This window comes from Candidatus Acididesulfobacter guangdongensis, from assembly GCA_004195045.1.
Taxonomy (GTDB): Bacteria; SZUA-79; SZUA-79; order Acidulodesulfobacterales; family Acidulodesulfobacteraceae; genus Acididesulfobacter; species Acididesulfobacter guangdongensis.
In genome coordinates, this window is record SGBC01000002.1 from 163398 (window position 1) to 179438 (window position 16041).

15 protein-coding genes are annotated in these 16041 nt (G+C 32.0%); 12 read left to right on the forward strand and 3 right to left on the reverse strand.

Annotated features, from left to right (window positions below):
- Positions 1-17 precede the first annotated feature (17 nt).
- Complete coding sequence (gene ccsB, locus EVJ46_04885) at positions 18-998, reverse strand: c-type cytochrome biogenesis protein CcsB (GenBank protein RZD16367.1); 981 nt, start codon at positions 996-998, stop codon at positions 18-20.
- A gap of 131 nt (positions 999-1129) precedes the next feature.
- Complete coding sequence (locus EVJ46_04890; GenBank protein RZD16368.1) at positions 1130-2608, reverse strand: hypothetical protein; 1479 nt, start codon at positions 2606-2608, stop codon at positions 1130-1132.
- A 411-nt stretch (positions 2609-3019) separates the two neighbouring features.
- Between EVJ46_04890 and hrcA the strand changes: the two genes are divergently transcribed.
- The 4 genes from hrcA (at position 3020) to dnaJ (ending at position 8034) form a co-directional block, all read left to right on the forward strand.
- Positions 3020-4054, forward strand: coding sequence for a heat-inducible transcription repressor HrcA (gene hrcA, locus EVJ46_04895; protein ID RZD16369.1), 1035 nt, complete (start codon positions 3020-3022; stop codon positions 4052-4054).
- Between the two features lie 69 nt (positions 4055-4123).
- Positions 4124-4789 (forward strand): nucleotide exchange factor GrpE, encoded by a 666-nt coding sequence (locus EVJ46_04900; protein RZD16370.1) that lies wholly within the window; start codon positions 4124-4126, stop codon positions 4787-4789.
- Positions 4790-4940: 151 nt separating this feature from the next.
- On the forward strand, positions 4941-6857 hold the full coding sequence (gene dnaK, locus EVJ46_04905) for a molecular chaperone DnaK (protein RZD16371.1): 1917 nt from the start codon (positions 4941-4943) through the stop codon (positions 6855-6857).
- Positions 6858-6933: 76 nt separating this feature from the next.
- Complete coding sequence (dnaJ, locus tag EVJ46_04910) at positions 6934-8034, forward strand: molecular chaperone DnaJ (GenBank protein ID RZD16372.1); 1101 nt, start codon at positions 6934-6936, stop codon at positions 8032-8034.
- Positions 8035-8289: 255 nt separating this feature from the next.
- On the opposite strand, the gene EVJ46_04915 is transcribed toward dnaJ, so the two are convergent.
- Positions 8290-8652, reverse strand: coding sequence for a DUF721 domain-containing protein (locus tag EVJ46_04915; GenBank protein ID RZD16373.1), 363 nt, complete (start codon positions 8650-8652; stop codon positions 8290-8292).
- A gap of 295 nt (positions 8653-8947) precedes the next feature.
- Here EVJ46_04915 and EVJ46_04920 point away from each other — a divergent pair, with 295 nt between their 5' ends.
- The 8 genes from EVJ46_04920 to EVJ46_04955 all read left to right on the forward strand — a co-directional run bounded on the left by EVJ46_04920 (position 8948) and on the right by EVJ46_04955 (position 15984).
- Positions 8948-9637 carry a hypothetical protein gene (locus EVJ46_04920; protein ID RZD16374.1) on the forward strand — a complete coding sequence of 230 codons (690 nt, stop codon included), beginning with the start codon at positions 8948-8950 and terminating at the stop codon, positions 9635-9637.
- A gap of 18 nt (positions 9638-9655) precedes the next feature.
- Positions 9656-10021 (forward strand): HIT domain-containing protein, encoded by a 366-nt coding sequence (locus EVJ46_04925; GenBank protein RZD16375.1) that lies wholly within the window; start codon positions 9656-9658, stop codon positions 10019-10021.
- 195 nt (positions 10022-10216) lie between these two features.
- Entirely contained in the window at positions 10217-11056 is an 840-nt protein-coding gene (locus EVJ46_04930; protein ID RZD16376.1) for a polyamine aminopropyltransferase, read from the forward strand.
- 3 nt (positions 11057-11059) lie between these two features.
- Positions 11060-11977: an agmatinase gene (gene speB / locus EVJ46_04935; GenBank protein RZD16377.1), complete on the forward strand. Its 918-nt coding sequence runs from the start codon at positions 11060-11062 to the stop codon at positions 11975-11977.
- Between the two features lie 238 nt (positions 11978-12215).
- On the forward strand, positions 12216-12692 hold the full coding sequence (locus tag EVJ46_04940; protein ID RZD16378.1) for an arginine decarboxylase, pyruvoyl-dependent: 477 nt from the start codon (positions 12216-12218) through the stop codon (positions 12690-12692).
- 218 nt (positions 12693-12910) lie between these two features.
- Entirely contained in the window at positions 12911-13927 is a 1017-nt protein-coding gene (locus tag EVJ46_04945; protein ID RZD16379.1) for a flippase-like domain-containing protein, read from the forward strand.
- Positions 13924-14997: a glycosyltransferase gene (locus EVJ46_04950; GenBank protein ID RZD16380.1), complete on the forward strand. Its 1074-nt coding sequence runs from the start codon at positions 13924-13926 to the stop codon at positions 14995-14997. Before EVJ46_04945 ends, EVJ46_04950 begins: the two co-directional genes overlap by 4 nt.
- A gap of 264 nt (positions 14998-15261) precedes the next feature.
- Positions 15262-15984: a glycosyltransferase gene (locus EVJ46_04955; protein RZD16381.1), complete on the forward strand. Its 723-nt coding sequence runs from the start codon at positions 15262-15264 to the stop codon at positions 15982-15984.
- The last annotated feature ends 57 nt before the right edge of the window (positions 15985-16041 follow it).

Consider the following 16041-nt stretch of genomic DNA (forward strand, 5'->3'; position numbering starts at 1 on the left):
TAATGTAATAAAGCGGTTTATAATACCGGAGCTGCGCCGGGAGCAATATATGAGTGTAATCCCGGAATAAGCAAATCTACCCCGAGATATGTGCATATTACAACGATAAAGCCGATAACGGCGATCCATGCCATTTTCTTTTCATTCCAGCCTTTGGTGAGTCTTGCATGGATAAATACGGCATATGTAATCCATGTAATTAACGACCATGTTTCTTTAGGGTCCCAGCTCCAGTATCCGCCCCAGGCATTATCTGCCCATGCAGCTCCTATTACAATTCCTATTGAAAGAAACAAAAATCCAAAAACTACGACCTTGTAAATAGCTTCGTCTAAAATATCGATAGACGGACTGAGCAATATAAACTGCTTATATAGCAATATGAAAGGATAAAATATGATAGAAGCTATTTTTTTTATCGGATTAATTTTTTTCGAAGATTGTGGTGTATTTTTATCTTTATTATATTTATTGGTTTGATTATATTTTATCAGAAATAAAATGCCTATACCGAACGCTGCCGCAAATGCTCCGTAAGCTAAAAATAGCGAAATTATATGATAAAGGAGCCAGTAGCTTTTCAGCGCAGGTATTATGTACGGTTCTATCGCACTTGTAGATAAGGGATAAAATGTTGCGAATGCGAGAGCGCATATAGATATAAATGTCATAATAAAGCCGAGGGAATTGAAATTGTAAAATAATTTTAATAAAATAAAACCGAATAAAATTACATAGGCGAAAAAAACTAAAGAATCGTACAGGTCTATAAGCGGCGGAATGTATATTCCTATTTGGTACGAGTACCGCCATCTTATAACAAAAGCAAAAGTCTGCAGGGCGAACGCAGCTAACACTATTACGAAAGAAGCCGTAGAAGCCAGTTTGTTTGCCGTAAACATATATATAAAATATCCTACAAAACTTATAATTATCATAAGTAGGGATATAGTAAAATAAAAAGACCCGTCTAAAATTGAAGCGTTCATGTGAATCATATTTATGTATCCTCAGAGTATTCCGTTATTTTAAATGCGTATTCTTTAAGTTATTAAGTATTGTATTGCATGAAAATTTATTTGAAAAAAGTATCAAATTCGCCGGTACTTTTAGGGTATTTAAACATCCTTTATATCTGTTTTTTAAATATTTCCGTAAGTCTATCCATCATAGAGTAGAACGATGCAAATTTCTTGTGGGGGATAGATAGTATCTCAACTTTGTTTGTTTTTTCGTTTTCGGATGACGTAACCCTTATCCATAAAGACTGCTGATTAAAGAAAAATGAAAAGAATAAAGCAAAAATTAAGATAGCAGAACCAATCCACACGATATCGGTATCCACATTTTTTGTGATTTCCACGCCGCTGTAAAAGTATGTTTTTATTCCGGCAAAAATAAAAGCTATATTATTGTTATATTTTGCAAAAAATAAAGGCATATTCCCTTTTTTTGTTCTATAGGGCAATTCCTGAAAAACGAGAGGACTGCTAACCGTTTTATTATTTTTAATTACCGATATATAGAAAGGAATCTGGTCTTTTGCAGGGTGTTTAAAAAAATTAAATGAAAATTTTATATTATTTATTTTTGAATTATATATTTTTTCGGGTACAGCATATATCAGTCTTTTATTATTTTTATTGCTGTTTTTCAAATTAAGCACTAATATCTGTGCGGCGTTAGGTTTATAATGACCGTAGCTTGCCTGATAAATAGTTATCCCGTCATATGTGAGCGGATGATTAACCCTTATTGATTTAGTAAGAATAGTTATATGCTTTTTTATAATCGTCAGCGTGCTTATATAAGCCTTCGGCATTCCGTTTTTATAATATTTTGTTACATAATTGTCTAATTTTATTTTGAAAGGCAGCAGAACGGGATTATTATTTTTTAATAAATAAGAATGTTGAACGGTCTGCCCTACTTTGATATTTGTGTACGATCTGTATCCAAATGTCACGCCGAGAAAGACACCTGCCAGGATTACTATTGCGCCGAGATGAGCAATATTCGGCGATATTCTGAATATAGAATTTTTTGAAAAAAATAAAAAATTCCCTGGATCGTTTTTTTTATTATTGGTATTGCTGCTTGCATCTCCGTTTTTGCTGCTATTTTTTTGAATTTTTTCATTCTCGCCGCTCTTAAAATGATTATTATTTCCGTCTATATTTTGCAGCACAGGTTTTCCAAATTTTTTACCGAATGTTTTTTCGGCAAAATTTAATATTTCAGATGGGCTTTTTGATGATTGCATTGTTATATATTTAGCTTTATAGCTATTTTTCTTCAGAGCGTTGTCAAAAGAAGTATCCGGGTCTATGATATTTTTAATAACCTTAGGAAGTTTATTAGCCGAAGAAATTATCATTGTTAAAATAAGCAGTGCGGCAAGACCGACGAAATACCATGAGTCGTAAATATTTAAAAATCCCAGCCAGTAAAGAATATGAAAAACATTATTGCCGTAAATTATTTTATATTGCGCTATAGTATCGCCCTGGTCTATTACTGTTCCGATTATTGAAATTGCGGCTATAAGTATAAATAAAATTATCGCTAATTTTATTGAAGAAAAGAATTTATTTAATTTTGATAGCATAGAGTTTTATGTTTTTTATTATATTGAAAAATTAATTAAAAGTTAAGTTTATTGGTTTATGTGGTATCTTGACAGTTGCAAGTATATCATAGGTACTATTGATATTATTCTACTTCTTGTTTCTTGTTTCATTATTCATTGCTTCAAATTGCACTTAAAATTGTAAATGCTATAAATTGTATTTTATTTTCCGCATTCATAAATTATATTGCTTTTAATTTAGATTGTAAAGCAAAATTGTCAATTTTGTCTTTAAAAAAAACATATAAAACTTGACAAAAAACAAATTTATTGGTTTAATTATTATTAGCACTCTATATTACAGAGTGCTAATAATTGTATATGTAAAATATTGTATATATAATATGTAAGAAATTGTATATATAATATGTAAAAAATAGAGATGAATTTATGGAAGAGTTTCTTAATGAGCGTTTTCAGGAAGTATTGCACTGCATAATAGAAGAATATATTGTTACCGCTAATCCTGTAGGCTCGAAATTTATTGCCGGAAAATGTTCTTTAAACTTAAGTTCTGCTTCAATAAGAAATATTATGGCTTCTCTTGAGGAAAAAGGGTATATACATCAGCCTTATTTTTCGGCGGGCAGAGTACCGACTTCTTCAGGCTATAAATTTTATATTAACAGCATCTTAAAGACAAAAAAAATATCAAAACAGCAGAAAGAGGAGATTAGAAGCAGTTTTAATATTTCAGGCAGGGATATAAAAAAAATATTATGGCAGGCGGTACATTTACTGTCGGAAATTTCGCATTATATGCCGATTGTACTGGCACCTGAGAGAAATTACGCCAGTTTGTTGCATATTGAATTTATAAAATTAGATAAATCAAATATTCTTGTAGTTACGGTATTTGACGGCGGCATTGTTGAAAATAAAATAATTAGCGCCGACAGAGATTATAATCAGGCGGAGCTCACCAAATACTCGGCAGAACTAAATGAAATAATCAACGGGCATAATATTGACGAATTAAAAGATGTCATCCTGAAGGGTATTGATAGAGACAGAGAAAGTTTTTTTTCGTTGTTAAACGGTATTATTTTTAATTTTGATTTAGTAAAGAATAAAATAGAGAATGAGGACGATTATTTATATATCGGTTCAAGAATGAATTTATTCGATGAACCTGAGTTTTCAAATTATGAAAAGATTAAATCTCTTATTAAAGCTTTTGAAGATAAAAAAACTATAATAAAATTGTTGGAACTCGCTAAACAAAAAGAAGGTATTCATATATTTATAGGTTCGGATACCGAATGGTCCGATATTAACGGTTTATCGGTGATTACGGCGTCTTATCATAGCAAGAAAGGATTTGCGGAAGGTTCGATAGGTCTTATAGGACCGTCAAGAATGAACTATGCTATGGCTATTCCGGCGGTAAATTATATGGCAAAGCTTTTATGTGATATAATTTAAATATTTTAATGAATCAACTAAATAAAATTAAAATTAAATAAATAATAATCAATCGGGAGAATTGAAAATATGATGGATGATAATAAAAGAGACGAAAATGATTTTAGAAGTGAAGATAATGATGAGGCAAAAGATGTTGATGAATTAAAAGAAAATAAAAAATCGTCGTCAAATAATATAGACATAGCGGATTTAGAGCAGATGGCTGAACCGGCATCTCTGACCGAAGCGTTAGAAAGTCTTAATTATATAAAAAACGCATTTATAAATTTAAGGAAAGAATTTGATGAATTAAACGAAAAATATCTTAAAATTCTGGCTGATTCAGAAAATTTCAGAAAAAGAATTATCAGAGAAAAAGAAGAATCGTTAAAGTATTCTAATGAGCGTCTTGTTAAAGATCTGCTGCCGATTCTTGATTACTTAGACCTGGCTATAAACCATTCAGCTTCATATATCGACAACGATGTGTCCGGCAATCTTAAAGTTTTTGTTGACGGCGTTAAAATGGCTAATAATGAATTTATAAAAGTTTTGCAGAATCATGGTGTTAAAATTATAGAAACGGAAAATAAAGAATTTGACCCTAATTTTCATGAGGTAGTCGAGATGGTAAAAGATTCAGCTGAACCAGAAGGGAAAATTGTAGAAGAAAAAAGGAAGGGGTATGTTTATAAAGACAGACTGTTGAGACCATCTTTAATATGTATTTCTAAGTCTGACGGCAGCTGTTAAGTCAATAATAAAATAATAAGCCGACAATCGGTTTTAATAATATAATTTAATATAATATTGATTAATTACCGTAATAGATATAAAATTATAAAAACAAATAAAATGATTAAAAATAATTAAAATATATATATAAAAAAGGAGAGATAAAATTATGGGAAAAGTTATCGGAATTGATCTGGGAACTACCAATTCTTGCGTTGCTATTATGGAAGGGAAAGAACCTGTAGTTATTGCAAATTCTGAAGGAGCAAGAACGACCCCGTCTATCGTTTCTATTACGGATAGCGGAGAAAGATTAGTCGGACAGGCAGCTAAAAGGCAGGCAGTTACTAATCCTGAAAATACCATTTATGCCGTCAAAAGACTTATCGGAAGAAAATATAACGCACCCGAGGTACAGGCTTTTAAAAAAATATGCCCTTACAAAATTGTCGAAAATGATAACGGCGATGCATGGGTAGAGGTCAGGGGCAGGAAATACAGTCCCGCAGAAATATCTTCAATGATTTTAATGAAAATGAAAAAAACCGCAGAAGATTATCTCGGAGAAACCGTTACCGAGGCTGTTATTACCGTCCCCGCTTATTTTAATGATTCGCAGAGGCAGGCAACAAAAGATGCCGGCAAAATAGCTGGACTTAATGTTTTAAGGATTATCAACGAACCTACAGCATCTTCTTTAGCTTACGGTTTAGATAAGAAAAAGGAAGAAAAAATCGCGGTTTATGATTTAGGCGGCGGAACTTTTGATATTTCAATTCTTGAACTCGGCGAAGGCGTGTTTGAGGTTAAATCGACCAACGGAGATACTTTTCTTGGCGGAGAAGATTTTGACCAGCGCGTTATAGATTATTTAGCCGATGAATTTAAAAAAGATTACGGAATTGATTTGAGGAACGATAAAATGGCGCTTCAACGGTTAAAAGAAGCTGCGGAGAAAGCAAAAATAGAACTTTCTTCTGCTCTCGAGACCGATGTAAATTTGCCGTTTATCACCGCTGACGCAAGCGGTCCTAAACATATGAATTTAAAAATAACAAGAGCAAAACTGGAGCAGCTAACAGGTGATTTAATAGAACGGTCTATGAAACCGGTTGGAATTGCTCTGAAAGATGCGGGTTTAACTACCTCGCAAATAGATGAAGTTGTTCTTGTAGGCGGACAGACTAGAATGCCTAAAGTTCAGGAAAAAGTTAAGGACTTTTTTGGCAAAGAACCAAATAAAGGAGTGAATCCTGATGAAGTTGTTGCCGTAGGAGCTGCAATTCAGGGAGCTGTTCTTAAGGGCGATGTCAAAGACGTACTGCTTCTTGATGTAACTCCACTATCTTTAGGCATTGAAACATTAGGCGGCGTTACGACGAAGCTTATTGAAAAGAACACTACTATACCTTCAAGAAAAAGTCAGATATTTTCGACGGCGGCAGATAATCAGCCGGCTGTTACAATTAATGTGCTTCAGGGCGAAAGGGAAATGTCTTCCGACAATAAAAGTTTGGGCAGATTTGAACTTACAGGGATACCTCCTGCTCCTAGAGGAGTTCCGCAGATTGAAGTTACGTTTGATATTGATGCAAACGGTATTGTGCATGTTTCTGCCAAGGATTTAGGAACAGGCAAGGAGCAGTCCATTAAAATAACTTCTTCAAGCGGTTTGTCTAAAGAAGAAATAGATAAAATGATTAAAGAAGCCGAACTTCACAAAGATGAAGATAATAAAAAGAAGGAACTTATAGAAGCCAAAAATCATTTAGATACATTAATATATTCCGTCGAAAAACTATTAAAAGACAATGCCGATAAGATAGAATCTACGGAAAAGATGACTGCCGAAGAGAAGGTTTCGGATGCTAAAAAAGCTTTAGAAGAGGGTGATGTTGACAAAATTAAATCGGCTACCGAGGAATTAGAGAAAGTATCTCACTCAATAACGGAAGCAATGTATAAAAAAACAGCAGAACAGCAATCTGCAGGGTCTTCTCAAAATCAAGAGGAAGCGCAGACTGAAAAACCGGCTGATGAAAATGTGGTTGATGCCGAATTTGAAGAAGTAAAGGATAAAAAATAAGTTATATTAATGTATTTTTTAACTAAAATGTTAAAAATATTAAAATAAAATAAAAAAATAATTATTCTAATCAAATATGGCAACAAAAAGAGATTATTACGAAATATTAGAAATTGACAGGAACGCAACATCGGCAGAGCTGAAAAAGGCGTACAGAAAATTAGCCATTAAGTATCATCCAGATAAGAATCAAGGCGATAAAGAATCTGAAGAAAAATTTAAAGAAATAAATGAAGCTTATGAAATTCTTTCAGATGAAGAAAAAAGAGCCGCCTATGACAGATTCGGACATGAAGGCGTTTCTCAAGGAGCAGGCGCCGGGTTTAGCAGCGGTTTCGGAGATATTTTCAGTGATTTTTTCGGCGATATGTTTGGTTCAAAACAAAATAAACGGACTAGACAAAGAAGAGGGGATGACCTTCGCTATGAACTTAAAATAAAATTTGAAGAGGCGATATTTGGCGCCGCCAAAGAAATAAAGTTCAGAAGATATGAAAAATGCGAATCATGTGATGGAACAGGCGCAAAAAAAGGAACCAAACCCGTTGTTTGTCCGGTTTGCAAAGGCACAGGCGAGATAAGGCAGCAGCAAGGTTTTTTTACTATTACGAGAACTTGCTATAAGTGCAGCGGTGAAGGAGAAATAATTGAAAACCCGTGTCCGTCATGCTCAGGACGCGGCAGGGTTATTAAAGAAAAAAAACTTGAAATAAAAATTCCAGCAGGAATAGACAGCGGCAACAGGCTCAGGGTGTCAGGAGAGGGCGCATCCGGTATTTTCGGCGGTCCTCCTGGTGATCTTTATGTCGATATTACGGTTGAACCGCATCATTTGTTTAAAAGAAAAGATGAGGATATTTATGTAACAGTTCCTATAAATTTTCCTCAGGCAGCAATGGGATGCGATATCGAAGTGCCTACTTTAGAAGGTAAAGCAAATTTGAAAGTCCCTCAAGGTACTCAGAGCGGGACCCAGTTTACTTTTAAAGGTAAAGGAGTTTATAGGTTAAACAGTCAATCGAGAGGGAATGAATATATTAATGTTATTGTTGAAACGCCGACCAATCTGACTGCGAAACAAAAAAAAATTTTAGAAGAATTTACACAAGAAAGCGGGGAAGATTCACATCCTATTAAAAAATCATTCTTTGAAAAAATATTTTCAATAGGAAAATAGATAAATAGATAAAAATATTCAGCCTCTCTGTGCTGCATTTAAATATATTTGAGCAGTTTATATATTCTTTTGCCGCGGCAGAGAGGGTTTTTATTTAACCCAACTTCACCACTTTTATTATTCTAAAATTATAACCCGCTGGTATTATTATATTTTATTTTTTTATTTTGTAGTCCCCATAGACATTTTTATTGCCCCATAAATATAGTAATATCAATGTGTTAATGTGTTGCTGATAATTATGGTGAAGTTGGGTTAATAATCTACATTTTTAAATTTAATATCTGTTATATTATCTGCTTCTCTGTGATTTTCATTTAATTTTGTCAAATAGTCGTTTATTTTTTGAATAAATTCATCTTTAAGAAAATTAAGTTCAAAAGATAAAACAGGACTGTCTGTGAATACGGTTAATGTTTTCCCTCTGATATATTTCGGTTTTGTTTTACCGCCTAAATCTTTTCCGCAGATATCAATCCAGTTAGTAGTTAAAAGCAATGTATCGTAGTCTGATATTTTTAATTTATTTTTTAAAATATCTGATAAAATGTCCTTTAAATTTGTAGGTAAATTTTTTGATAAATTTTCTTGCAAATTTTTAGGGTAAGCAGTTTTCATTTTTTTTATTTAAATTTTATTGCTTTATTTTTATAATTTAAGTATTATTTAAATTATAAAATGATAGCAATTTATTTTATTGATTTAATTTTATAATTTAATTAATCTATTATATAATATAAAAGAAAAAAAGGTAATATATACTTTAATCCTGCAATAGAAAATATTTATGCATTTCTTTGCTCGGTTAAGCAAAATATAAGAAAAGGTGTCAGACACCTTTTTCTAAATAAAAAAAGATAATATATATAAAAAACAAGCTAAAGTCTGTGTTATTTTAAACGATTACAATAATATGCGTATTTTATGTCCATTTTGTGCGACCTCTTATGACATTGACGAGTTATTGCTGCCGGACGGCAATATTAAAGTAAGATGCAGGAACTGCGCAAATATTTTTATTATAAATAAAAAAATCGGCGTAATTACGGATAATAGCAGTGGATTTAATATTACTGGAGAAAAAGAAAAAAATAATTCGGACCAAAAAAATATAGAAGGCAATATAAAAGGGAAGGAAGAATCGGAAAAAAATGAAAAAGCCTATGACGTTAAGACAATTAGTGACGAACATAGCGCGGAATTTGGACATAAAACAGATTTAACTAATAAAATAGAAGCAGATAAAGCGCAAGAATATAAAACACAAGAAAAAGAAAATAAGAATATTTTTGAATCTGAAGAAATAAAAAAAATTCTTAAGGAAATAACCGACGATATAGAGAAACCGGACGCAGTAAAATCGCCGGATGCACTTGATGATAATAATAAAAAAAAAGAAAAAATAAATAAAGACGACGGTTCAAGAAAGCTAAAAAATAAAAATAATACAACAAAAAAATTATTTTTGATATTTCTAATACTTATTGTTATTATAATAATATTATATGCGCTCGATTTTTTTGGGATTATTTATATTCCTTATTTAGTTGGTGCAGGCAGCTATATTAACGGGAATTTTTTTAAATTAATGTCTGAATTGTAAAGAGTTTTATTTATACATATGAATGATGAATTATTAAACAGCAAAGCACATGATTGTGTTTTTTGTAAAATAGTAAGCGGAATAATAAAAAGCGACATTATAAAAGAAACGAATGGCTTTATTGCAATAAAAGATATAAATGCCGTATCCCCATTGCATCTTCTTATAATATCCAAAATACATTATGATTCCATAATAAATACCGACGAATTGTTTGATGGAAATGAATTACTGCAATTAATAAAAGAAATCTCTAAAGAGTACAGTCTGGATTCTGACGGTTTTAGGCTTGTTGTTAATACCGGTATTGACGGCGGGCAGACTGTTATGCATTTCCACGCACATTTAATGGCAGGCAGAAGCTTTTCATGGCCGCCGGGTTGATTCATATATATATTTTATCTCGCCTTGAACGCTTATTTCAATGTTCCGGATGTTGCATTGTAAATATTATATTATATTTATTGTTTTATATGTTAAAGATGTATCTTGCCAATATTGCTATTGTTGTTTAATATTGTCAATATTATTTAAAATTATTATAATCAAAAATTTTTAAATTGGGAGAAAATAAAATTAATGGAAGCGTGGTTTTTCGAAAACCAGACCGGAAATTTCGGAATTAAAATTAGAATCAAATCAGTTTTATATCATGAAAATTCTGATTTTCAGGAAATAACGGTTTATGATACCTATGAATTTGGAAAAATGCTTGTTCTTGATAATGCTGTTATGTTCACGGATAGCAATGAATTTATTTATCATGAAATGCTGTCTTTTATTCCTATTTTTGCGCACGCAAAACCGGAAAATATTTTGATTATCGGCGGAGGAGATGGCGGTATTATCAGAGAATGTCTTAAAAATAATTTTGTAAAACATATAGACTTAGTTGAAATTGACAATGAGGTTATTAAAGTATCTAAAAAATTCTTTCCTCAAATTGCATATCAGATAGACAACGAAAAAGTGTCGGTTAAACTTGAAGACGGTATTAAATATTTAAAAACTGTCAATAATATGTATGATGTTATTATTATAGACTCTACCGATCCGGTGGGTCCCGCAGAAGGTTTGTTTACGGAGGATTTTTATTACTCTGCGTACAATGCATTAAAAGATGACGGAATATTTGCCGCTCAAACCGAGTCCCCTTTTTTCAATAAAAAACTCATTAAAGATATCAATCAAATTATTGATAATCTTTATAAAATTTCAATGATGTATTATGCTATGATACCTGTTTATCCAAGCGGTTTATGGAGCTTCACTGTGGGTTCCAAAAAATATCAACCTAATAAAATAAATGAAGTATATAAAGATATTGATTTATCTTCATTAAATCTCAAATATTATTCTCCTGAAGTCCACGGAGCTTCATTTATTTTGCCTAAATTTATAAAGGAGTTATTAAATTAAGTTATGAATAATGAAAATGAATTTGCAGGGATTCAAGAATTAGATTATTGCATAGGCAAGTCAATTATAAAGACGGCTTCTTTTTTTAACGACAATACGTCTTACGATAATTCGGATATTGTTATTCTCGGTGTTCCAATGGATTATACCGCAAGTAATATTCCGGGCTCAAGATTTGCACCAAAAAAACTTAGAGATCTTTCGCTCACGCTTGAAAGTTATAGCCCTATATTAAACGGCACTATTGACTCAAAATTTCATGATGCGGGGGATTTAATTTTACCGTGGGGCAATTTAAATAAAAGCCTTGAATTAATAGAAAATGTTTCAAAAAAAATGATAATAGACGGCAAGAAAATAGTAAGCATTGGAGGCGACCATCTTATTACGTTGCCGCTTGTTCGGCAATATGTTAAAAAATATGATGACCTCACGGTCATTCATATTGATGCGCATACTGATTTAAGAGATGAATGGAGCAATGAAACATATTCTCATGCAACGGTACTTAAAAGAGTTTATGAATTAATAGAAGAAGGGAATTTATACCAGTTTGGTATAAGGTCAGGTTCTTTTGAAGAGTTCGAATTTGCAAAGGAACATACACATTTATTTAAAAATGATGTTTTTGAACCGCTGAGTAAAGCAATAGATTCATTAAAAGATAGACCCATATATCTAACTATAGACATAGACATTTTAGACCCTGCGTTTGCTCCTGGAACAGGTTATCTTGAAGCAGGCGGAATATCATCAAGAGAGCTGCTGGATTCAGTATATCTTATAGTGTCGCAGCTTGATTTAGTCGGAGTTGATTTAGTTGAAGTATGTCCGCCTACTGATATTTCGGATAGAACATCTGCTATTGCAGCAAAACTGCTCAGAGAAATTATTATAGGTATGGGTAAATACGGTAAATAAAAAATATAATAAGTATAATACATAGATAAAGATGCGCATATTTGTAAAAAAAAGACATCTATAAAGAAAGACGATGAAAAGTTGCGCTAATAGACACCAATTAAGGATAAAGATTAAAGACAATAAGAAATTGATGCATAGCAAATTATGAATTGATATGAGTATGACAGAAATAGAAGTATGAATTGAAAAAAGTATATTGTGACATTTATATTTTATAAAAAGGAGCAGATAGATTATGTTATTTAACACGCCGGATATATATACATTGGTCAGCGGAATTTCCGAAGGGACTTCGAGATTAAATGCTTTCGACATAGCTATTTTAAATGCCGGAGTCGGCAATACCAACCTTATAAAACTAAGTTCGATATTGCCTCCAAATACTAAGTTTGTCAATAAAATTGATTATCGCAGGGGCTCTTTAGTACCTATTGCGTACGGATCTATCGTCAGCGACAGGAAGAATGAAACTATTGCAGCGTCCGTTGCTATCGGTATAACGGAAGAAGACGGATTCGGAGTAATTATGGAATACTCGGGAGTATGTACTGCGGAAGAAGCCAGAATTACAGTTAGCAAAATGGCAGAGGATGCTATAAAACATAGAAAAATGGTCTTGAAGGAAATAAAATCTATTGCCGTGGAACATAAGGTAGAAAATATGGGATGCGCTTTTTGCGGAGTTCCCATGTGGTATTCAGAAAAACTTTAAAAAATTTAAATAGATTATTAGATTGCTGCTGAATTACTACAAATGCTGTTTGATATGTGCTGCAGTTTTCTATATAATTTATATAAAGCAAAGTGTTTTCGTGAATATTTATAGACAAAGAATGGAGAGTGCATCATTGTTGAGCATTATAAACAACTGAACTTTTAAGGAGATTACACTATTTTAAGTATTATAAACTGAACTCTTAAGGAGATTATTTGTTAAATAAGACTTTTATAATATCTGCAGCAATAAGTTTGATTTTAATAGCTATTCTTATTCTTATAATAGGTCCTGCAGGTATTTTAAAAACGATTGACCACATAAGCATTGCGGATTGCCTTATTCTGATTATTTTTTCTTTGGCTGCTCTGTTTTTTTCGGCATTATCTATAAATAATGCTCTCAATGTGTATAATGCAAAAATAGATTTAATAAATTTGTTCTGTATTAAAATTATAGGATTTAGCGCAAACTACATTGCTCCTTCAGGTTTACTTGCAGGATTTATTGGCGGAGACGCTATAATGGCGCTAATTCTTAAGAAAAAAAAAGGGCTTGAGTTTAAGCAGGGATTTTCCGCAGGACTTGCATCGAAGGTTGTAGAGTTCTCGGTTTTTTTAGTTTTTATTTATCTTGGACTTATTTTAGGGTTTAAGTATTTTTATCTGCCTCCCGAGATATGGTTTTTTTTATTTATTGCAGGTATTTTTATCGGAGTTATTACATTATTTTTTTTATTAAATCCTATAATAGACAACAGATTTTTTACTAAAGTTTTAATTAATTTATCTAAAATTAAGTTTTTAAATAAAATAATAACCAAGATTACATCTCAGATTAACGAATTAGAAAAAGAGATGCATTTTTTTTTTACAAAAGGCGTCAAGTATCTTTTGCTCAGCGTGTTTTTAAGTTTATTAGTTACAATAATCCTTATTTTGCAGATATGGCTGCTTGTTCATTATCTCGGAATAAATATGGGGTTTTCTAAAACTCTGCTCGTGTTTGCAGTGTCAATGCTTGTTTTTGCTTTACCATTAGCACCCGGCTCTGCAGGAACGTATGAATTATCGCAAGTGGGATTGTTTGATTTGCTTGGTATGGGTTCTGATATAGGACTTACGTTCAGTCTTATCATGAGAATTATAAATCTAACGATTGTAGGGTTTTCATTTATTATTTTGCCCCATTACGGAATAAATTTCTTTAAAAAAGATATTGAAAAAATATGAAAATATTTTATTCTATGTGCAGCTGGGGTTTAGGACATGCTACCAGGTCGCTGCCTGTAATAAGGCGTTTGATCAATGAGTCAAATGAAGTTATCATATATACCAGCGGAAGAAGTCTTGCATTATTAAAGTCTGAACTTCGTGATAAATGCGAGTTTATAGCTTCGACAGAATATCCGTCGCCTTATTCGGACAAGATAGGTTTTGCCTTAAGATTTTTAAAAACTGCGCCTGCTATTTTAAATGTAATAAAACAAGAGAATATAGAAGTAATAGATTTAGTTAAAAAAAGAAAAATTGATATAATAATTTCAGATTCAAGGTTCGGTTCTTACTGCAAGGATATTCCGTCATATCTGATATTTCATCAACCGAGATTTATAGCTCCTTTCAGAATATTGCCGGCTGAAATTATAACTGAATATTTGAATCATTTTCTTATAAATAAATTTGATAAAATAATAATTCCCGACTACGAAAATAATTCTTTATCCGGTGACTTATCGCATAATCTGCATTATTTTAATAGCGACCGAGTTAAGTATATAGGAATTTTATCAGATTTTGAACAGATTGATATCAAAGAAGATATAGATTATCTTTTTTCTATATCAGGACCGGAACCGACAAGGACATTGTTAGAAAAACAAATTATGTCTCAATTGCAAAATTTAAAAGGCAATATCGCCGTTTCCCTTGGAAAACCCGGAGAATATAAGAAGGAGACGTTAGGAAATACCGTTATTTATTCTTTTCTGGAAAAAAAAAGAAGGGACGAGTTGATGAACAGGGCAAAAATGGTTGTGTCAAGGTCTGGATATACGACCATAATGGATGTTGCCGAAATAGGCAAGAAAGCCTTTTTTATACCGACGCCTGGTCAGACCGAACAGCTGTATCTCGCTCATCACTTAAAAAAAACGGGTAAATTTTACTCGCAGAAACAAAAAAATATTAATATCAATCAAGGTCTTGAAACGGCAAAAAATTATTCAGGATTTACACCGCCTTGGAAAACCGATAAAAGTGTTGAAAATTTATTTAAGGAAATAGGGCTGAGCCGTAATTGATTTATAATATATTTAGACTAATATATTTAGACTAAGTTATAATATAGTTAGTTTATATTATATTTAATACTTTTTAAACAGACTCTTATTATTTTTCATTATCAATGCGACAGACGAGTTATATATGGATTGTTAATTGATAATATATCAGGCAAACGAATAACTTATTGTAATTAAATCGGCTTAATATATCTAACGGACTAATTAATTTTATTATAATTAAATCAATAAGCAAAACTGCAAATATTTTAAAAAATTAAAATTATGGTTTCTATTATTATACCGGCTCATGAAGAGGCGAAATATATAGGCGTTTCTTTAGAAAAAATTTTAAATCAGAAGGATGTAGTTTACATTAATAAAAATACCGACTTAAAAGCAATAGCTGCCGAAACTTCCGACAGAATTTTATGCGAAATAACCGTGGTTGTAAGTAAAGGTAAAGATAACACAGAGGATATAGTTGGTCAGCACCCGAAAGTGAATATGATTGCAGGCAATTTTAAGGGGGTATCGGATGCCAGAAATATAGGCGCAAAAGCATCGCGGGGTGATGTTTTATTATTTTTAGACGCTGATACTTTATTAAATGAAGGTTTTATTAAGAAATTAGATTCTTTAAAAAATAGCACAAATATTATCGGAACCTCCAAGCTTTATCCTGATATTCAATCAATAAAAGCAAGAATTTTTATGTTTTGCAATAATATTGCGCATATAATTTCAAAAACTTCCATGGCGCTTATATTTTGCCATAGAGAAATATACGATAAAGTAAAAGGTTTTGATGAAAATATGCCTGCCGGAGAAGATCTTAAGTTTATCAAATTGGCATTAAATGAGCACGCTAAATTTAAATATTTTGGAGATATAAGTGCCGTTACTTCTATGAGAAGATTTGAAACAGTCGGCTATTTGAAAATTACATTCGAATGGATTAAAGGGTATTTTTTTAAACCGCCGTCGTATTACGATGTAGTGAGATAAAGTATTCAAAACCGGTAAATATAAAGTTAATAGATACGTTATCTGCCGTCATATTAC